At 30.1% G+C, this 21,374-nt stretch carries 16 protein-coding genes; 10 read left to right on the top strand and 6 right to left on the bottom strand.

Features of this window, described 5'->3' with window-relative positions; all coding sequences use genetic code 11:
• Window positions 1-21: 21 nt before the first annotated feature.
• Both SLH33_RS11325 and SLH33_RS11320 read left to right on the top strand, forming a co-directional pair.
• Window positions 22-792, top strand: coding sequence for a polysaccharide biosynthesis/export family protein (locus tag SLH33_RS11325; RefSeq protein ID WP_320419220.1), 771 nt, complete (start codon window positions 22-24; stop codon window positions 790-792).
• A 6-nt stretch (window positions 793-798) separates the two neighbouring features.
• Window positions 799-3,183, top strand: coding sequence for a polysaccharide biosynthesis tyrosine autokinase (locus SLH33_RS11320; RefSeq protein WP_320419219.1), 2,385 nt, complete (start codon window positions 799-801; stop codon window positions 3,181-3,183).
• Between the two features lie 36 nt (window positions 3,184-3,219).
• Here the strand turns inward: SLH33_RS11320 and SLH33_RS11315 are convergent, their stop codons facing one another.
• Complete coding sequence (locus tag SLH33_RS11315; RefSeq protein ID WP_320419218.1) at window positions 3,220-3,960, bottom strand: tyrosine-protein phosphatase; 741 nt, start codon at window positions 3,958-3,960, stop codon at window positions 3,220-3,222.
• Between the two features lie 152 nt (window positions 3,961-4,112).
• On the opposite strand from SLH33_RS11315, the gene SLH33_RS11310 reads away from it, so the two are divergent.
• Window positions 4,113-4,964 (top strand): N-acetylglucosamine kinase, encoded by an 852-nt coding sequence (locus SLH33_RS11310; protein ID WP_320419217.1) that lies wholly within the window; start codon window positions 4,113-4,115, stop codon window positions 4,962-4,964.
• On the opposite strand, the gene SLH33_RS11305 is transcribed toward SLH33_RS11310, so the two are convergent.
• Together SLH33_RS11305 and gldJ are read right to left on the bottom strand one after the other, a co-directional pair.
• Window positions 4,957-6,207 (bottom strand): UDP-N-acetylmuramoyl-tripeptide--D-alanyl-D-alanine ligase, encoded by a 1,251-nt coding sequence (locus SLH33_RS11305; RefSeq protein ID WP_320419216.1) that lies wholly within the window; start codon window positions 6,205-6,207, stop codon window positions 4,957-4,959. The genes SLH33_RS11310 and SLH33_RS11305 overlap by 8 nt on opposite strands.
• A 65-nt stretch (window positions 6,208-6,272) precedes the next feature.
• Window positions 6,273-7,976 (bottom strand): gliding motility lipoprotein GldJ, encoded by a 1,704-nt coding sequence (gldJ, locus tag SLH33_RS11300; RefSeq protein WP_320419215.1) that lies wholly within the window; start codon window positions 7,974-7,976, stop codon window positions 6,273-6,275.
• A 177-nt stretch (window positions 7,977-8,153) separates the two neighbouring features.
• On the opposite strand from gldJ, the gene porU reads away from it, so the two are divergent.
• From porU to SLH33_RS11265, 7 genes are all read left to right on the top strand, one after another.
• Window positions 8,154-11,540: a type IX secretion system sortase PorU gene (porU, locus tag SLH33_RS11295; RefSeq protein ID WP_320419214.1), complete on the top strand. Its 3,387-nt coding sequence runs from the start codon at window positions 8,154-8,156 to the stop codon at window positions 11,538-11,540.
• A gap of 36 nt (window positions 11,541-11,576) precedes the next feature.
• On the top strand, window positions 11,577-12,665 hold the full coding sequence (porV, locus tag SLH33_RS11290; RefSeq protein WP_320419213.1) for a type IX secretion system outer membrane channel protein PorV: 1,089 nt from the start codon (window positions 11,577-11,579) through the stop codon (window positions 12,663-12,665).
• A gap of 80 nt (window positions 12,666-12,745) precedes the next feature.
• The gene (cdd, locus tag SLH33_RS11285; RefSeq protein WP_320419212.1) at window positions 12,746-13,228 is read left to right on the top strand and encodes a cytidine deaminase; all 483 of its coding nucleotides are present in this window, start codon (window positions 12,746-12,748) and stop codon (window positions 13,226-13,228) included.
• Window positions 13,229-13,612, top strand: coding sequence for a group III truncated hemoglobin (locus SLH33_RS11280; RefSeq protein WP_320419211.1), 384 nt, complete (start codon window positions 13,229-13,231; stop codon window positions 13,610-13,612).
• Between the two features lie 163 nt (window positions 13,613-13,775).
• Entirely contained in the window at window positions 13,776-14,837 is a 1,062-nt protein-coding gene (locus SLH33_RS11275) for a 3-oxoacyl-ACP synthase III family protein (protein ID WP_320419210.1), read from the top strand.
• A 52-nt stretch (window positions 14,838-14,889) separates the two neighbouring features.
• Window positions 14,890-16,425, top strand: a complete 1,536-nt coding sequence (gene guaA / locus SLH33_RS11270; RefSeq protein WP_320419209.1) for a glutamine-hydrolyzing GMP synthase — start codon at window positions 14,890-14,892, stop codon at window positions 16,423-16,425.
• A gap of 40 nt (window positions 16,426-16,465) precedes the next feature.
• Window positions 16,466-18,334, top strand: coding sequence for a LysM peptidoglycan-binding domain-containing protein (locus SLH33_RS11265; RefSeq protein ID WP_320419208.1), 1,869 nt, complete (start codon window positions 16,466-16,468; stop codon window positions 18,332-18,334).
• Window positions 18,335-18,384: 50 nt separating this feature from the next.
• On the opposite strand, the gene rfbB is transcribed toward SLH33_RS11265, so the two are convergent.
• The 3 genes from rfbB to galE are packed head-to-tail and all read right to left on the bottom strand — an operon-like array spanning window position 18,385 to window position 21,374.
• Window positions 18,385-19,440: a dTDP-glucose 4,6-dehydratase gene (rfbB, locus tag SLH33_RS11260; protein WP_320419207.1), complete on the bottom strand. Its 1,056-nt coding sequence runs from the start codon at window positions 19,438-19,440 to the stop codon at window positions 18,385-18,387.
• Window positions 19,441-20,325, bottom strand: coding sequence for a glucose-1-phosphate thymidylyltransferase RfbA (gene rfbA, locus SLH33_RS11255; RefSeq protein WP_320419206.1), 885 nt, complete (start codon window positions 20,323-20,325; stop codon window positions 19,441-19,443).
• A 29-nt stretch (window positions 20,326-20,354) separates the two neighbouring features.
• Window positions 20,355-21,374: a UDP-glucose 4-epimerase GalE gene (gene galE, locus SLH33_RS11250; RefSeq protein ID WP_320419205.1), complete on the bottom strand. Its 1,020-nt coding sequence runs from the start codon at window positions 21,372-21,374 to the stop codon at window positions 20,355-20,357.

The raw sequence follows: 21,374 nt of genomic DNA, 5'->3' as shown, positions 1-21,374 counted from the left end.
CTTTCGCGAAAAATTTTTTTTATGCAAAATTTTAAAAAAATTGTAATACTCTTAACACTAGTTTTTGCTTTTTCTTGTGTTTCTAAAAAAGAAATTGTGTATTTTCAAAATGATGAAATTGAACAAAATTTGGTTTCAAACTCTTATAAAACCGTTTTAAAACCTGACGATCTATTACAGATAACTATTACAGCGTTGGATTTAGAAGCCGCAAAGCCTTTTAATTTACCTGCTGTTAGTTATTTAACTACAACAGATAGAGCTACAGGAACACCTCAACAGCAGTCTTACTTGGTTGATAATAATGGAGAAATTGATTTTCCTGTTCTTGGAAAAATTAAAATAGGAGGATTAACTCGTACTGAAGCTATTGAATTCTTAAGAAAAAAATTAGATCCTGATTATATTAAAAATCCAACAATAAATATTAGAATTGCAAATTATAAAGTTACTGTTTTAGGAGATGTTAATAAACCAGGAACATACACTATACCTAACGAAAGGATAACTATACTTGAAGCTATTGGTTTAGCAGGTGATTTAAAAATTACTGGTAAAAGAAATAATGTATTTGTAATGAGAGAGGTTGAAGGAAAAAAAATCAAATATGAAATTGATTTAAGATCTAATAAAATCTTTACTTCCCCTGTCTATTATTTGCAGCAAAATGATTTTGTTTATATAGAACCGAATAAAGCCTCTTCACAGGATGCTGCTTACAACAAAAATAGAGCTTTTTATATTTCCGTTGGATCTATAATACTTTCTTTACTTACATTTTTAACACGATAATAAAGAATGGATAGTCAAAAAAATTACACTCACCAATTAGAAGTAAACGATACTATTAATATAAGAGCGGAAGTTGAAAAATATTTAATTCATTGGAAGTGGTTCTTACTAGGTATTCTTTTATCGCTGTTAGGTGCCTATTTATATTTAAGATATACTACTCCAAAATATTCAGCTTCTACTACTATTTTAATAAAAGATGATAAAAAATCGGGTATTTCAGCTGAACTTGAAGCTTTTAAAGATTTAGGTATTGTAGGCGGAACATCTAACAATATAGATAACGAAATTGAAATACTAAAGTCAAGAAAAATTATTAACGATGTTGTTCATAAACTCGATTTAAATATTGTATACATAACTGAAGGAAGAATAAAAAACTCAGAAGTGTATAACACCTCTCCTGTAAAATTTAACATCTCAGATTCTATAGCTAACAACATTCTAGAAAACACTTCTTTCTATATTGAAATTAAATCAGAAAATCAATTTGATCTATTTGATTTTGAGGATGAATTAATTGCAGAAAACAAAGGTTTTAATGATTCCTTTTTCATTGAGAATATAGGAGACGTATCAATCAACAAAACTTCATTTTTTTCACAGGAAACTATAGGTAAACATATTTTTATTGGAGTTTATACTATCAATAATACAATTGATAAATATATATCAGGAATATCAATATCTCCTATTAATAAAAACTCAAGTGTTTTAAAACTTTCCCTAACTGCTCCGGTAGTAGAAAAAGCCGAAGATATTTTAGATGAAATAGTTGAGCAATACAACCTCGACGCGATTGAAGATAAAAGTCAAGTTTCAGAAAAGACAAATGATTTTATTAAAGAGCGTTTAGAAAATGTTGGTAATGAATTAGCTTTGGTTGATGATAATGTTAAAAGTTTTAAAAAGAAAAACAACATTACCGATATTCAATCAGAAGCTCAATTATTTTTACAAACTAATGCAATCAATCGTCAAAAATTAATAGAGGCTAATACCCAATTAAGTATTGTAAAATCTCTTAATAATGAGCTTAAAAAATCAGAAGATGATTTACTTCCTGCTAATTTGGGTCTTGAAGATCCGAACATTGCTAAGGCTATTGCAGAATATAATGATTTAGTAATTAATAGAAATAGACTTTTAAATGGAAGCGCTGGTAAAAAAAATACTGTTGTAATAGAATTACAAAGTAATATAAACAATATCAAGCAATCTTTATTGTCTAGTTTAAAAAATCAACAGCAATCACTTCAATTAAACGTAAACAACTTAAAGAACGAAGCCAATAGGTTTAATTCTCAAATATCATCTATTCCTGCTAAAGAAAGAGAGTTTTTAGACATCGCACGTCAACAAGAAATTATTGCCGGATTATATTCTTATTTATTAAAGAAAAAAGAAGAAACTGCCATTTCATTAGCCGTAACTGTACCTAATGCTAAAATTATTGATAAAGCATACGGATCAAACTTACCTGTAAGTCCTAAAAAGAAAATTATACTATTAGCAGCTGTTTTGTTAGGATTGTTAATTCCATTTATATTAATTTATATCAGAGATTTACTTGATAGCAAAGTACATACTAAAAGAGATATTGAAGAAGCAACTAATATTCCTTTCTTAGGAGATGTGCCTCATTCAGAAACTAAAGAAAAAATAGTAGTTAATTCTGATGCAAGATCTAGCACAGCAGAAGCATTTAGACTAATTAGAACTAATCTAGACTTTATGCTTTCTAATGTAAATCATGAAAGAGGTAAAACTATCTTTATTACTTCAACAACAAGTGGAGAAGGAAAATCTTTTATATCTATTAATTTAGCTGCTTCTCTTGCTTTATCAGGGAAAAAAGTCATATTAATTGGTATGGACTTAAGAGCTCCTAAAGTAACTGAATATTTAGGTATTCCGGATAGAAAAGGTATAACCAACTTTATTACTAATGAAAATATTTCTTTAGACTCTTTAAAATTTAGAGTGTCTGAATTAAAAGATTTGGATATAATATCTTCTGGAGCTATCCCTCCAAATCCTGCAGAATTATTAATGACCTCACGTGTTAAGGAAATGTTTGATATTTTGCAAGACAGTTATGATTATGTGTTAGTAGATACTGCTCCTGTAAACTTGGTTACAGATACACTTTTAATATCTAAATATGCAGATGTATTTTTATATGTAACACGTGCGAATTATTTAGACAAGCGTATGTTAATTGTACCTCAAACATTATATAAAGAAAAAAAATTACCAAACATGTCTATCGTTTTAAATGATACCGATATGAATAGAGGTTATGGTTATGGATACGGATATGGTTATGGATACGGATATGGAAATGCTACGCAAGATAACTTACCTTGGTATAAAAAAATATTTAATTAGATAAATTAAAAAAAGGAAGCAGTTGCTTCCTTTTTTTTAATTATAAAATTTTTGATTATTTATTAATAAATGATGTATATTTTTTTTAATCTTTTCCGTGCCTATTCTTTTCAACAAGTGTAAATGATTTTGATGATGAGTATCTGTACCTACAAAATCATACATATTTTCTTTTAATAATTTTTCTGCTGTCTTCTGCACACTTTTTCCATACTGCTCTGTTAATGAAAGAAGGTTCAACTGAAAAACACATCCTGCTTTTTTAAGTCTATAAAAATTTTCAAAGTCGTTATGATAAAAATTGTAACGTTCTGGATGTGCTAATACTGGTTTATAACCTTTCAACTGAATTTCAAATAACACATCATACAAATTATAAGGTGCATTAAAATATGACATTTCTACCAAAATAAAATTATCTTTTAATGTTAAAATATCATTTTCTTGTAACCTTTTCATAAACTGCTCATCCATCATATACTCAGCTGCAGCATTTATGTGTATATCATTTAAACCTCTTTTTTCCAATTCATCTTTTACTAATTGTAATTTATTTTTAATAGTATCAGACGAATTAGGATAAACATCTCCTAAAACATGGGGAGTAGTAATAAAATTAGTAATACCATACGATTTCATTTTTGTAATCAATTCAATAGAATGATTTAAATCCTTTGCTCCATCATCAATACCCGGTAGCAAATGAGAATGTATATCAACAAACTTTTCAGGAAATAGTTCTTTTAAGGGGATTTCTTTTTTTTTAAAAAAAAACATGTTTAATTATTTAATTACAAATTTAGCGCTTTACTATAAAATATTTTAACAAAAAATGTACCAATTAATAAACGAAAACGATTGAGTTTTTGTATGCTATTGTGTATAAACTTTTGAACATCTATATTTGATATAACAACAAACCTTAAACTATGATTTTAATAGCAGATGGAGGCTCTACAAAAGCAGATTGGATTGCCTTAGATAATAATAGAAACGAAATTTTTAGAGTTCGAACATTAGGTCTTAATCCTGCTGTTGTCCCTCAAGACGAGCTTAAAAACCGTATTGTTAACATGTTTCAACTTATTAATATTAAAGATGAAGTAACCGAGGTGCATTTTTATGGAGCTGGTTGCGGAACTCCAAAACCCGTTGAAATCTTACATGAAGTAATGACTGAAATCTTTAGCAATGCAAAAATTTTTATAGCTGAAGACATGCTTGCTGCGGTATATGCTGCCACTGGTAAAGAACCTGCAATTGTTTGTATTTTAGGAACCGGATCTAATAGTTGTTACTTTAACGGAACTGAAATGGAAATGTTAGTTGCTTCTTTAGGTTATACAGTAATGGATGAAGCCAGCGGTAATTATTTTGGGAAACAACTATTACGAGATTATTTTTATAAAAGAATGCCTAAAAAAATAGCTAAAAGTTTTGAATTACAGTTTAATATGGATCCTGATTATATAAAATTAAATTTGTATCGTCAACCAAATCCTAATATGTATTTAGCAACTTTTGCTAAGTTTATGTTTGATTTTAAAGATGAAAAATACATTAAAAAAACAATTAAAAAAGGATTTCAAGAGTTTTTTAGCTGTAGAGTTCTACCCTATAATAAAACTGCAGAAACTCCTATTTACTTTATCGGTTCAATTGCTTTTTATTTTAGTGATATCCTTGAAAAAGTTGCCAATAAACACGGACTTACAATTACAGATGTAATTCAAAGACCTATTGATAACTTACTTGATTATCATAGAAAAAATATTAATTAATCAAATCTATACAACGCTCAAGAGCCATTCCTCTTGAGCCTTTTATTAAAATTACCTCTTCTTTAATAGGAGTATTTAATAAGTATTCTTTAAAATCATTAAACGTTTTAAATTTAAATTCACTTTGAGTTTTAAAGAAATTTTCTCCAATAAAAACTGTTTTCAACCCAAGTTTTAATGCGTAATTAACTATTTCTTGGTGCTCTTTTAAACTATCTTTTCCTAACTCAAACATATCTCCTAAAAAAGCTATTTTATTTTTATCTTTTAATAATTTAAAATTATCTAAAGCTGCTTTCATACTGGTAGGATTTGCATTATAAGCATCTAAAATAATACGATGTGTATCAGTTTGTACAATTTGAGAACGATTGTTTTGTGATATATAATTTTCTATAGCCTGTTTAATATTTTCTTCACTAATTTTAAAGTATTGACCAATTGAAATTGCTGCTGCAATGTTACTATAATTATAACTTCCTATTAAATTACTTTGAATTTCATTTGCTTTGTATTGTATTTTAACAAAAGGATTAATTTCAATAAACTTTATATTTTCATCAAAAAACACCCTGTTGGCGTTATTTGTTTTTTCTAATTGAATTGCATCTTGTTGGTTTACAAAAACTGTTTTGTTATTTTTTATTAAATAATCATATAATTCTGACTTTGCTTTGATTACACCCTCTACAGAGCCAAAGCCTTCTAAATGTGCTTTTCCAAAATTGGTAATATATCCATAATCTGGCTCTGCAATAGAAGCTAAAAAACCTATTTCATTAGCATGATTTGCTCCCATTTCTACAATACCTAATTCTGTATTTGGCTTCATAGACAATAAGGTTAAAGGAACTCCAATATGATTATTTAAATTACCCGATGTAGCCTTTGTTTTATATTTTGTTGATAAAACAATATTGATTAACTCTTTAGTAGTGGTCTTTCCATTACTACCTGTTAAAGCTATAATAGGAATACTTAATTGATTTCTATGGTAATTGGCTAAGTTTTGAAGAGTTCTTAGAACATTTTTTACTAATATAATTCTATCATTCGTTTTATATTTTAAATCATCTACTACGGAGTATTTTGCTCCTTTTTTAAGTGCTTCTTCTGCAAATTTATTTCCATTAAAATTTGCACCCTGTAAAGCAAAGAAAATAGTGTTTTCTCTAATACTACGTGTATCAGTATCCACCAAGTAATGCTGAATATATAATTGATAAATTTGTTCTATGTTCATAAAGTAAAAATAAAAAACCTCGTTGATATCAACGAGGTTTAATTTTAAATTTTATTGTATAATTATTACTTTCTTACGTATCTTGGGGTAGCTGTTTTCTTCTCATTCATCATCATTGGACCTACTTTGTCTGTAGCACATCTAAACCCAATATAATTTGTAGCAATATATTCTGGGAAATATCTTCTTTGTGCCGGATCTAGCCAGTACTCTCTATCTGCCCAAGAACCACCTTTGTATACTCTTGTTTTATTACTAATTAGAGTTGTTCTTTTCTTCTTATCGTATTCAAACTGATTAACAACATTTCCTAATGTATCCAATTCTTTCTCCGGTTTCTCAGGCGAATTATACATTCTAGGTGTTCCTTCTAACTGCTCTTTATCTAGATCAAAAAACTTAGAGGAACGTTGGTCTCCATCTCCTAAATCTGAGTTATCTGCAACTATATAATTTCTTCTCATAAATGTATCATCTCTAGTAATAGGAATATACTTTACACTACCTGGTAAGCCTTTGGTCATAATTTTACCATTTACTAAAGTGTCATATTCAATTTCTCCATCTCCAAGAATAACTACTTTACCATTTTCATCTATCTTTTTCTTTGTAAAAATATTTCCTCTAAAATAGTTAAAATCATTTGCTTCTGAATCTATAATAGGACGATACACATCAGAAACCCATTCAGAAACATTCCCTGACATATCATATAAACCAAATGCATTAGGAGGGTAACTTTTTACTTTGTTAGGTATATCTGAACCATCACTACTCCAACCTGCTATACCACTATAATTACCTTTTCCTTGTTTGAAGTTTGACATTTGATCTCCTCTTTTTGCTCTACTTCTATTTCTTGTATATTTTCCAGACCAAGCATATTTTTTTCTACCTCGAATATTGTTATATTCTCTATTTTCAAAAACTGCTTTTGCCGCATATTCCCATTCTGCTTCTGTAGGTAATCTAAATTTTTGAGATAAAATACCGTCTGAAGAAGTGATTTGTCTACCCGTAAAAGCATCTTTAGGAGGTTTTGGATCTCCTTTTTTACGAGGTACAGGCAATCCTTTTTTATAGATAGAAGTATCACCATCAAACAATGCATAAGGATCTGTTAAATAAGCATCGGTATCAAAATTATTTTTTCCTTTAAATTCAATAGAATCTTCTTTAAAAATATTTTTAATAACACCTTTATCCATTAAAATTTTCAAATTAACAGCATTGGTTCTCCATTTACAGTATTCATTAGCCTGCAACCAGCTTACTCCTACTACAGGATAATCTGCATATGCTGGATGACGTAAATAATTTTCTGATAAAAGATTGGTATTCCCTAAACCTTTTCGCCAAACCAAAGTATCTGGCAATACAGATTCGTATACATGTTTAAAGTCTGGTTCTTCCGGAGGGAAAAGATCTTTAGTATATTGTAAAAACAATCCATATTCTGCATTGGTAACCTCTGCTTCATCCATATAAAATGAACGCACATGCATTTGTTTTGGGGTTGTATTCCAATCAAACATTACATCATCTTGCACTAATCCCATAGTGTATGTACCTCCTTCAATATGAACCATTCCTGGGGGTACACTACCATCTTTAAATTTTCCTTTAATATAACTACCGTAATTAGGATCATTAAAATTCCATCCTGTTAAATTAGATTTACTAGAACTTCCACTTCTTGAACTTTGACAAGAGGTAAAAATTACGCTAGTGAGGATTAAAAAACTAAATAACTTTACCGTACTTTTCATGTATTTTTTATTGTTTAAGGGAGTGGCAATTTACAATATTTATATTTTACCACAACTTATTTATATCAAATTATTTTACAATGCTATACCTAAGCATTTATAGTAACGATCGTTTTTTTTCTTTATTATGTTACTTTATAATAACAACAAATTATATTCGTTATTTTAGCAGCGTATATGAAAAAACAACTACTTTTTGTTTTAACAATAATATCATTCAGCCTTTCAGCACAGAATACTAACTCTGTTTTAACAACAGGAAAATGGTATAAATTTGCTGTTAATACTACTGGTATTTTTAAAATTGATGTAACTTTTTTACAAAATTTAGGACTTAACACCACATCCCTAAATCCGAAAAATATTAAAATTTTTGGAAATGGAGGACATTTATTGCCAGAAAATACATCTGACTTTCGTTTTTCTGGTTTACAAGAAAATGCCATTTATGTTGAAGGTGAAGATGATAATGTGTTTAATAATGATGATTTTATCTTATTTTATGCAAGAGGACCTCATAGTTGGAATGTAAATACTGTAACTGGAAATGCCAATCATATTCAAAATATATATACAGACAAAGCTTATTACTTTTTAACTGTTGATAACACTCCTGGAAAAAGAATTACAACAGAAGTCCCTATAACAATTACTCCTTCTATAATTATAACTGAATTTGATGATTACATTTTTTATGAAAAAGAAGAAGTGAATCTCATCGCCTTGGGAAGATTATGGTTTGGTGAAAGCTTCGCTATTGAAAATAACCAAAATTTTAACATTCCATTTCATAATGCTGTACCTAACTCAAATGTTTTGGTAACTGTTTCTGCTGTTGCACAGTCCTCAACTACCTCAACAATGAGTGTAAATGCAAATTCTCAAAATATAACCCCATTAAATTTTCCACCTGTTTCATCGTCTACAACTTCAGGTTTAGCTAGGTTATCAATAGGAAGTGGATCCATCTCGGCATCAAACACAATTAGTGTAAATTTAAATTACAATAATAATGGAAATCCATCTGCTAAAGCTTTTCTAGATTATATAGAAATTGTTGGTAAAAAACAGTTAACAGCAAGCGGAAATCAATTTTCTTTTAGAAGTTTTGAAGCAGCTAATTCAATAGGAACAATTGCTTTTGAAATTCAGAACACTAATAATATTTTTCAAGTTTGGAATGTTACAGACCATATAAACCCCAAAAAACTTCAAAACCAAAGCAATACAAATTCTTTTTTGTTTAACTCTAATGGTGGTAGTTTACAAGAGTTCATAGTTTTAAATTCTAATGATTACTACACTCCAGAGCTTCTGCCAAATTCATTAGTAACAAATCAAAATTTACATGCTTTAAGAAATATTCAATATTTAGTTATTACTAATGATGAATTACTTTCAGAAGCTCAAAGATTAGCTAATTACCATCAAGCTAATTCAAATTTATCCACTAAAGCAGTTACTTTAAACTCTATTTATAACGAATTTTCTTCTGGCGCTCCAGATATTGTAGGAATTAGAGACTTTATAAAACATCTATACGATACTTCTTCTACTCAAAGAAAACCTCAATACATATGTTTTTTTGGTGATTCTTCTTATGATTACAAAGATCGAATTACAGGAAACAATAATATAGTTCCAACTTTTCATGCTGTTCAAAGTTTTGACTTAACCTCATCATATGTTACAGATGATTTTTACGTAATGATTGATGATAATGATGGAAACATGACTGGTTCAGATAGTATTGATATAACTTCTGGAAGAATTCCTGTATCCACCACTCAAGAAGCAAGAAATGTGATAAACAAAATTCTGGGTTATTACGATTCAGAATCTTTAGGTGATTGGAGAAATACTATTACGCTAGTTGCTGATGATATTGATGCTAATTCTGATATTACCCTGCAAACCGGTATGGAAAAAATTGCTGATACCATAAAAAAATACAAACCTATTTTTAATATTAATAAAATATATACCGATGCTTACCAGCAACAAACTTCATCAGGAGGTGAAAGATATCCTGATGTTAAAACAGCCATTTCAAATGCTATAGAAAAAGGAACATTGGTTTTTGATTATTTTGGTCATGGTGGTGAAGATGGTTTAGCTTCTGAAAGAATTTTAGAAATTCCACAAATTCAAGGTTTTAATAATTCAAAAAAACTTCCACTTTTTATTACAGTTACTTGTGAGCTATCCCGTTTTGATAATCCTTTAAGAAACACTGCTGGTGAGCAACTTTTTTTAAATCAAAATGGAGGTGCTGTAAGTATGATTACTACAACAAGAGATGTATTTATTACAGTAGGTGAAGAATTTAATACAAAACTGACACCTTATGTTTTTAATTTTGATGAATCAGATTCATCTATAGCACAAAACTTGGTTAAAGCTAAAAATGAAACCACTAGTAATCAACGCTTTTTTATTTTCTTTTTTGGTGATCCTGCTATGAAATTAGCTATTCCAAAACCTAATGTAAAAATAACACGAATGAATGGCGTTGATATCTCTCAATCAACTGATACTTTAAAAGCTTTATCTAGAGTTACCTTTGAAGGTATTATTACTGGCAATCAAGACAATATTATACCCAATTTTAACGGAACGGTATCAACTACTATATTTGACAAACCTATAAATAAACAGACTTTAGATAATGATAATTTTGGAATCATTAATACCTTTGACTCACAAGAAAGTAAGTTGTTTAGAGGAAAATCTTCAGTTCAAAATGGAAATTTTACTTTCGAATTTATTGTCCCTAAAGATGTAAGAATAGCTTATGGAAAAGGAAAAATAAGTATGTATGCTGAAAATCTGTTGACAGATAAATCAGGTGCAAATTTTGATATTACTGTTGGAGGCATAAATGAAAATGCCCCAGAAGATACTACTGGACCTGAGATGCAATTGTTTATGAACGATGAATCCTTTACAGATGGAGGAAATACAAACACATCACCAAACCTAATCGTAAAATTATCTGACGTTAGTGGAATTAATACTTCTATTACAGCTGTAGACCATGATATTATTGCTATTCTTGATGATAATCAGGCAGAGCCTATTATTTTAAATGATTATTATGAAACGGAGTTAGATGATTTCACAAGAGGTTCAGTAAAGTATCAACTCAGAGATTTATCTACAGGTTCACACACTTTAAAAGTAAAAGCTTGGGATACTTATAATAATTCATCAGAAGTTACGTTAAACTTTGTGGTTATTAGTGATAACGGTTTATTGTTAGAACATGTATTAAACTATCCTAATCCCTTTGTAAATTACACAGAGTTTTGGTTTAACCATAACAAACCAAATGAACCTTTAGAAGTTCAAGTTCAGATATATACTGTTTCAGGAAAACTTGTTAAAACTATAAATCAATTAGTTCAAACAGCAGGAGCATTATCACGTACAATTACTTGGGATGGATTAGATGATTTTGGAAACAAAATTGGTAAAGGTGTATATGTTTATAAATTAACCGTTAACTCAACAATTAGTAATTTATCATCAGAAAAATACGAAAAATTAGTCATACTGCAATAAAATCATATATTTGCCAAAATAATGTTAAAACTTACAATGAAAAAACTATTATTCTTTATTTCTCTATTCTCTTTAACCTTTAAAATTCAAGCGCAAGAAGAATCAAAATCTATAACAACTTCTTTACCTTTTTTATTAATTTCTTCTGACGCCAGAGCTGGAGGTATGGGAGAAGCTGGAGTTGCAACTTCCTCCGATGCATTTGCATTATTTCATAACCCCGCTAAAATTGCATTTAATAAAAATGCTCTAAGCATAGGGGCTAATTACGTTCCTTGGTTAAGAAACCTAACAGAAGATATTTTTGCAGGTAACCTTTCTGTTGTACATCGTATTAATGAAACTTCTGGTTGGGGTGCCGATCTTAAATACTTTTCTTTAGGTCAAATTGAAAGAACAAATGAAGATGGTTTACCTACTGGTTATACCAATCCAAGTGAGTTTGCACTTTCTGGTTATTACGCAATGAAATTAAGTGAAAAGTTTTCGATGTCTGTTGGTTTAAAATACATTAACTCTAATTTAGATATTGATGATTCTTTTAGCGCTATTAATAGCTTTGGAGTAGATATTTCAGGTTATTATCAATCTGATGAAGAAAATTATGGAAGTTTTAATGGTCGTTACCGTTTAGGATTTAATATAGCTAATATTGGACCAAAAGTAGAATACACCGCTGGAGAAGAAAATTTTATACCAACTATTGCAAAAATTGGTGGAGGTTTTGATTTTATTTTTGATGATTTTAATACTCTAGGTCTTAATTTAGAATTTAGAAAGCTATTAGTACCATCAAGCGGAACAGAATCATCAAGAGGATGGTTTGAAGGAATGTTCACTTCATTAGGAGATCGTAACTTTAGTGAAGAGTTACAAGAAGTAAATTGGACCTTAGGCGCAGAGTATTTATACAACGACGCTTTTGCTGTTAGAGCAGGATATTTCCATGAAAGTGAAGTAAAAGGAAATCGACAGTACTTTACTTTAGGGGCTGGTTTTAAAGCCAGAGCCTTTTCTTTAGACTTATCTTACTTAATGAATGCTTCTGATGTTAACAACCCTTTAGAAAATACTTTACGCTTTTCTTTGGCTTTTGATTTAGGAGAAATTTATGAAGATTACTAGGATATCATTTTTTTTTAGTAATTTCGAATCAAACATAACAAGCAGTCCTTTTGACTGCTTTTTTTGACGAAACACTATTCATGAAAAAAATAGAAGTAACAACTTCAGCAACTATTTTTGATGATTTTTCTCAACTTTCTTCTGAAGATCAATCATTAATGCAAAAAGCAATTGAGGCAAGAAAAAAAGCATATGCTCCTTATTCTAAATTTAAGGTTGGTGCCGCTTTATTATTAGATAACGGAATTGTTATATTAGGTAATAATCAAGAAAATGCTGCATACCCATCAGGTATGTGTGCTGAAAGAGTTGCTATTTGGAAAGCCGGTTCAGAATACCCTAACTTGAAAGTTAAAAAAATTGCTATTACAGCAGCCTCATCTCAAACCGAAGTTAACAAACCTGTTGGCCCTTGTGGAGCATGTCGCCAAACTCTTTCAGAATACGAAATCAATCAAAAAGAACCTATAGAAATTTTATTTATGGGAGAAGTGGGTCAAATAGTAAAAACAGAATCATTACTATCTCTCCTACCCTTTTCTTTTGACAGCTCATATTTATAAATGAAACCCGACATCACTTCAAGAGAAGATATTAAACTTATCATCATTAAATTTTATGATAGTTTACTTTCTCATGAAAAGATGTTTCCTTTTTTTGAAGAAATTGTTAATCAAAATGAATTGGAACATCACTTAGAGATCATCATTGATTTTTGGGAAGACCTTCTTTTTAATACATACAAATACAAAAACAATCCAATGCAAAAGCATTTGGATTTTGCTAAAAGAATTCCCTTCACAAAAGAACATTTTAATTTGTGGCTGTATCAGCTAACTCAAACCATTGATTTTTATTTTGAAGGAGAGAATTGTTCTACTATGAAAACTAGAGCAAATTCAATAGCCACTATAATGCAAATCAAAATGAAATTATTTGATACTTAAAATGTAAAAATCATTATTAAACCGCCTATTAAAGAGAAAAATTCAAAAAATAATTCTATTTTTTAGTATATTAATAAATATTTTAATTTTTATTAAAAATAATAGGTAACTCATAATAAATCTTATTTATTTGCTGTTATACTAGCTTAAATCTAACTTAATTATGAATGCAGCAATAACAGGAACAGGAAGCTATATTCCTACTATCAAAAAAGAAAATGCAAAATTTTCAGGAAATCGTTTTTTAAATGCCGATGGAAGCTCATTTCAATCAGAAAACACCGTTATTATTGAAAAATTCAAAACCATTACAGGTATTGAAGAAAGAAGATATGCCGAAAATCATTTTAATGCTTCTGATCTAGGCGCTTTTGCTGCAGAAAAAGCCATTGAAGATGCAGGCATCAATCCTGAAGAACTTGATTATATCATTTTTGCTCATAATTTTGGTGATGTTAAAAATGATGCTATCCAAAGTGATATTTTACCAAGCTTAGCTACAAGAGTTAAACACTTACTGCGAATTAACAATCCAAATTGTGTAGCATATGATATTTTATTTGGTTGCCCTGGTTGGGTAGAAGGAGTAATTCAAGCACAAGCTTTTATAAAAGCAGGTATTGCAAAAAAAGTATTGGTTATAGGTGGTGAAACATTATCTCGTGTAGTTGATAAGCACGATCGTGATTCTATGATATATAGTGATGGTGCCGGTGCATGTATTGTTGAAGCATCAGAAAGTGAAGAAAGCGGCATCATAAGTCATGCTTCACAAACCTTTGCTAAAGAAGAAGCGTATCATTTATATTTTGGAAATTCATACGATAAAAATGAAGATCCGAACGTACGTTATATAAAAATGTATGGACGAAAAATTTATGAATTTGCTCTAAACAACGTACCAAATGCTATGAAAGCAGCCTTAGACAAAGGTGGAATTTCAATAGATGAAGTAAAAAAAGTATTTATCCACCAAGCTAATGAAAAAATGGATGAAGCTATCATTAAACGTTTCTATCGTTTGTATAAAAAACCTATCCCTGAAGGAGTAATGCCAATGAGTATTCATAAGTTAGGAAACAGTTCAGTTGCTACCGTTCCTACTTTGCTAGACTTGGTTTTAAAAGGGAAAATTGACAATCAAAAAGTAGAAAAAGGCGATGTAATCATATTAGCTTCTGTTGGTGCTGGAATGAATATTAACGCTATTGTATACAGATATTAAAATCTTCTAAAAAACATCCGCAAAAATAAATTCAAACTTATTATTTTTGCGGATGCAACAACACAACGTACTTATTTTAGACTTCGGTTCGCAATACACACAGCTTATTGCTCGCCGCGTAAGAGAATTAAACATTTATTGTGAAATTCATCCTTACAACAAAATTCCTCAGAATTTAAACGATTTTAAAGCAGTAATTTTATCAGGAAGCCCTTCTTCTGTTCGCTCTGAAGAAGCACCTCATCCAGATTTATCTGAAATCAGAGGCAAAAAACCTTTATTGGCAGTTTGTTATGGTGCTCAATATTTGGCACATTTTTCTGGTGGATTGGTAGCTCCATCCAATACTCGTGAGTATGGTAGAGCCAACTTATCTTTTATCAAAAAAAATGAATCTTTCTTTAAAAATATTTCTAAAGGAAGTCAAGTATGGATGAGTCACTCAGACACCATAAAGGAATTGCCTACTAACGGAATTTTATTAGCCAGCACTCATGATGTTGAAAATGCAGCTTATAAGATTGAGGGAGAGACTACCTATGCTATTCAGTTCCACCCAGAAGTTTACCATTCAACAGACGGTAAGACTTTACTTCAAAATTTTTTAGTTGATATAGCTAACGTAGATCAAAATTGGACTCCAGATTCTTTTGTTGAAGAAACCGTTTATGACTTACAAGAAAAAATAGGAACCGATAAAGTTATCTTAGGATTATCTGGTGGAGTAGATTCTACCGTAGCAGCGGTTTTATTAAACAAAGCTATTGGTAAAAACTTGCATTGTATTTTCGTAAACAATGGTCTTTTACGAAAAAATGAATATAAAAATGTGTTAAAACAATACGAAGGCATGGGATTAAACGTTAAAGGTGTAGATGCATCGGCACGTTTTTTGAATGCTTTGGAAGGAATAAGTGATCCAGAAACTAAAAGAAAAACTATTGGTAAAGTTTTTATTGAGGTTTTTGATGATGAAGCCCATAAAATAGAAGATGCAAAATGGTTAGCACAAGGAACTATTTACCCAGATGTAATTGAGTCGGTTTCAGTAAATGGTGGTCCATCAGCAACTATTAAAAGTCATCATAATGTTGGTGGTTTACCAGATTTTATGAAATTACAAGTTGTAGAACCATTACGAATGATTTTTAAAGATGAAGTCCGTCGTGTAGGAGCTTCATTAGGAATTGATAAAGAATTATTAGGTAGGCATCCGTTCCCTGGTCCTGGTTTAGCGATTCGAATTTTGGGAGATATTACCTCAGAAAAAGTTCGTATTTTGCAAGAGGTAGACGCTATTTTTATAGACGGACTTAAAGAACATGGACTTTACGATAAGGTTTGGCAAGCAGGCGCTATTTTATTACCTGTACATTCTGTAGGCGTTATGGGTGACGAAAGAACATATGAAAAAGTAGTGGCTTTGCGTGCGGTAGAAAGTACTGATGGTATGACTGCAGATTGGGTGAATTTACCTTATGAGTTTTTACAAAAAACATCAAACAAAATAATAAATAATGTAAAAGGAGTTAACAGAGTGGTATATGACATAAGCTCTAAACCTCCTGCAACAATTGAATGGGAATAGTGAGTTTACACTTTTCTTTTTTAAATTAACAATGAACTATATGATTAAGAGTAAGATTAAATTTTTAGTATTTGCATTTGTTTTTAGCATTGCTATTTCTTGTGGTCAACAAAAACGTTACATCACCTATCAAGTAAAACAAGGTGAAAGCATGCGAGACATTGCAAACCGATTAGATGTAAGAACTAAAGATTTATTAAGACTAAACCCAGATGTGGGTAGAAGACCAGATGCCAATACAACTATTATTATTCCAAACCCTAAATTTAAAGGCGCTACCACAAGTAATAACAATGTTGAAGAATCTGTAACGGAAGAAGAAGTAACACCAGTTGAAGAAACAAATTCTACAGAAGAGGTTGTAGAAAATGAAAACACAGAACAACCTAAAGATACGATACAAGTAGTGAGAATTACTTATGAATATGTTACTCATACAGTTCAACCAAAAGAAACAGTGTACGGTATCACTAAAAAATATGAAATTTCTAAAGATGAACTTTTAAAGTTAAATCCAGAATACCCAACTTTAAAAGATAATTTATTAAGTATTGGTCAAGTTTTAAAAGTAAAAGCTACAGAAACTAAAACTTTTGTTTCTTTAGAAGAAGATTTAAAAAATCATGTTACTCATGAGGTACAACCTAAAGAAACCGTTTATAGTATTACTCGTTTTTACAATATTACTAAAGAAGATTTAATATTGTTAAATCCGGATCATCCTAATATTGCAGATGATTATATAGATGTTGGTGAAATTTTACGTATCAGAACTATAGAAAATAAACTTGAAACTGATAACAAAAAGTTTTATGAAGACATCATTGATATGGATGAAGAAGAGACTATAGATATTGCTTTTTTACTCCCTTTTAAAGCTGATGAGTATACAAATACAAATGCTAAAGATGTTTTTAAAGAGAATGTTTTAGCCAATATGGTTACCGATTTTTATATGGGTGCAGAAATTGCGTTAGACTCTATTAAAGCACAAGGAATATCCTTTAATGCAAAAATATATGATACTGGAAATAGAGATGAAAAAGTATCAGAATTATTAGATAATGATGCTTTAGAAGATGCTGATGTAATTATTGGTCCGTTTTACTCTGATAAAGTTGAAGAAGTAGCAAAAGGAGCACGAGTTCCTGTAATTTTTCCTCACTATTCTAAAAATCAGGGCAAATTTTCATCATCAAAAATTATAAAAACAGAAGCAGATACTGAAACTCATACTAATTTTTTAGTTTCTTACTTAAAGGATTCATACAATGGTGAAAATATTTTTATTGTAGGTGATGAAACAGACGATTCCAATAAACAAATAAGTACTTTGGTGAGTGGATTAAAAAGACACGATTCTATTTTAGAAATACATGTATTGAAACCAGAAAATGGGTATATTAAAAAAGAGCGTTTTACTGATAAAATGCCTGAAGGTTCTCATAACTGGATTATTATTACTTCTATTGACAATGTAGTAGTGGCAGATGCTTTGAATAGCATGGTAGTATTACCCGAAGGGGTAACAGCTCAAGTTTATGCGGTAGAAAAAGGAGCTGCTTATGATAAAATGGACAACAACAAACTTGCACGAATTAATTTTAGCTACGTTGCCAATAATTATACAGATGAAAATGCTGAAGAAACAAAAGCCTTTAACCGTAAGTTTAAAGACAGAAATAAAACCATTCCTTCAGATTATGCTGTAAAAGGTTTTGATATAACTTATGATATTTTAATGCGATTAGCTTCAGGTAAAAAACTATCAGATACTTTTGATGAAGGAGTTTCAATCCGATTAGAAAACAAATTCGATTATGATAAAAAGTTATTCGGATCAGTAAGCAACAAAGGCTTATTCATTGTTAAGTATAATAAAGACTTAAGCTTACAAAGGTTGAAATAATAAATTAAATGTTATAAAAAAAATCCGCTGAAAATATTCAGCGGATTTTTTTATGTTCTATCTTCATACATTTCTTTATAGTATTTTTGATACTCTCCACTCGTTACATGATCTACCCAGCCTTTATTTTCTAAGTACCATTTTACCGTTTTTCTAATTCCTTCTTCAAATTGTAAAGATGGTTCCCAACCTAATTCATTTTTAAGCTTAGAAGAATCGATTGCATAACGATAATCATGCCCTTTTCTATCCTCCACAAAAGTAATAAGCTTTTCTGAAGAACCTTTTTGTCTTCCTAAAAATTCATCAACAGTAGCAATTAAAACTTTAACTAAATCAATGTTTTTCCATTCATTAAATCCACCAACATTATAAGTTTCTCCTATTTTTCCTTTGTGAAAAATTACATCAATTGCTCTTGCATGATCTTCAACAAATAACCAATCCCTTACATTTTCTCCTTTTCCATAAATTGGTAGAGGTTTATTGTTGACAATATTATTGATAAACAGTGGAATTAACTTCTCAGGAAATTGATACGATCCATAATTATTAGAACAATTAGAAATAATAATTGGTAAACCATACGTATCATGAAAAGCACGGACAAAATGATCTGAAGATGCTTTTGATGCTGAATATGGTGAGTGTGGATCATACGAAGTATTTTCTGTAAAAAAACCTTCATTAGTTAATGTTCCATATACCTCATCCGTAGAAATATGATAGAAAAGTTTATTAGAAAAATCATTTTTCCAAGCTTGTTTTGCAGCTTGTAATAAAGTCAATGTTCCTAATACATTAGTCTTTGCAAAAGCTAACGGATCTTGAATAGAACGATCTACATGTGATTCAGCCGCTAAATGAATTACGCTATCAATTTTATAGTCTGAAAAAAGCTTCTCTATTAATTGAGTATCACAAATATTTCCTTTAACAAATGTATAATTTGATTTATCCTCTACATCTTTTAAATTTTCTAAATTACCTGCATACGTAAGGGCATCTAAGTTAATGATCTTATAATTAGGATATTCGTTTACAAAACGTCTTACGACATGAGACCCTATAAAACCTGCACCACCAGTAATTAAAATGTTTTCCATTTAATTGCTTTTCTCTTTAATTAATCGTAGAAGATATTGTCCGTAGTCACTTTTAAGTAACGGTTGTGCTAATTTTTTTAATTGATTCGCGTCAATATAGCCCATGTAATAAGCAATCTCCTCTATGCAAGCTACTTTTAAGCCTTGGCGTTTTTCAACTGTTTCTATAAACTGACTTGCTTCAAGTAAAGAATCATGAGTTCCAGTATCTAACCATGCAAAACCACGTCCTAACAATTCAACTTTTAAGTTATTTTGGCTCAAATATTCTTGATTTACCGAAGTAATTTCTAATTCTCCTCTTTCAGAAGGCTGTACGTTTTCTGCTATTTGAATGACATTATTCGGATAAAAATACAATCCGACTACTGCATAATTTGATTTTGGACGCTCAGGTTTTTCTTCAATAGAAATAACATTTTCTTCACCATCAAACTCCACTACTCCATAACGTTGAGGATCCTTAACATTGTATCCAAATACAGTTGCCTTTGCTTCATTTTTAAGATTATTTATAGCTTTTTGAAGCATTTCTGGAAAACCATGTCCGTAAAAAATATTATCTCCTAAAATCAAACAAACATCATCATTACCAATAAATTCTTTACCAATGATAAACGCTTGTGCTAATCCGTCAGGTGATGGTTGTTCATTATACGAAATGCTAATTCCTAATTCATTCCCTGTGCCTAATAATTTTTGAAAATTGGGTAAATCCTCTGGAGTAGAAATAATTAAAATCTCTTTGATTCCCGCAAGCATTAAAACGGATAACGGATAATAAATCATAGGTTTATCATATACAGGAAGGAGTTGTTTTGATACTCCTTTTGTTATGGGATACAATCGTGTTCCTGAGCCTCCTGCCAATATGATGCCTTTCATTAAAATAATTTAAGTGTGTAAAATAAGAATTATTCTTTATTTGTTTGCTTTTGTTGCCATTTCCATGCAGATAATAAAGCTGCTTCAAGTGTTTCCTCCGCTTTCCAATTTAATTCTATATTTGCTTTGGTTGTATCAGCATAGGCTGCTGTGATATCTCCAGGGCGTCTATCAACTATTTTATAATTTAACTTTTTACCCGTTACTTTTTCGAAAGTTTGAACAATTTCAAGAACCGAAGTCCCTTTTCCTGTTCCAATATTAAAGAATTCAAAATTATCTTTATTCTCTTTTTTCAACAAACGTTGTAAAGCAGAAACATGAGCTTTTGCTAAGTCAACTACATGAATGTAGTCACGAATTGCTGTACCATCTAGTGTTGGATAGTCATCTCCAAACACAGATAGTTCTTTTCTAATACCAGCAGCCGTTTGGGTTACAAAAGGAATCAAATTTTGGGGAACACCTAAAGGTAATTCACCTATATTGGTACTTTCATGTGCTCCTATCGGATTAAAATATCGAAGAGCAATCGCATTAAATCCGTACGCTTTACAACTATCTTGAATAATTTCTTCACCAATTTGTTTGGTATTACCATACGGAGATTCTGCAATTTTTACGGGTGCATTTTCAGTTATTGGTAATTCATCTGCTTGACCATACACCGTACAAGAAGAACTAAAAATAAAATTATCAATATTATTTTTATCCATTTCTTGTAACAAATACACTAAAGCATTGATATTATTTTCATAATAATCTAATGGTTTTTCAACACTTTCTCCAACTGCTTTAGAGGCTGCAAAATGTATAACCCCATCTAATTGATTATTTTTAAAAAAATCTTGTACTAATTCTTTCTTTCTTAAATCTATTTGAAAGAATTGAGGTTTAATATTCGTTATTTTTTCGATATTATCTAACACTTCAACATTAGTGTTAGATAAATCATCAATAATGACAACTTCAAACTCAGAATTTTGTAATTCAACTACTACGTGAGAACCTATAAAGCCTAAGCCCCCTGTTACAAGAATTTTTTTCAA

Source organism: Tenacibaculum sp. IB213877 (genome assembly GCF_034043975.1).
GTDB lineage: Bacteria > Bacteroidota > Bacteroidia > Flavobacteriales > Flavobacteriaceae > Polaribacter.
The sequence above is the reverse complement of the archived record's forward strand: the minus strand, read 5'-3'. Positions and strand labels throughout refer to the sequence as shown.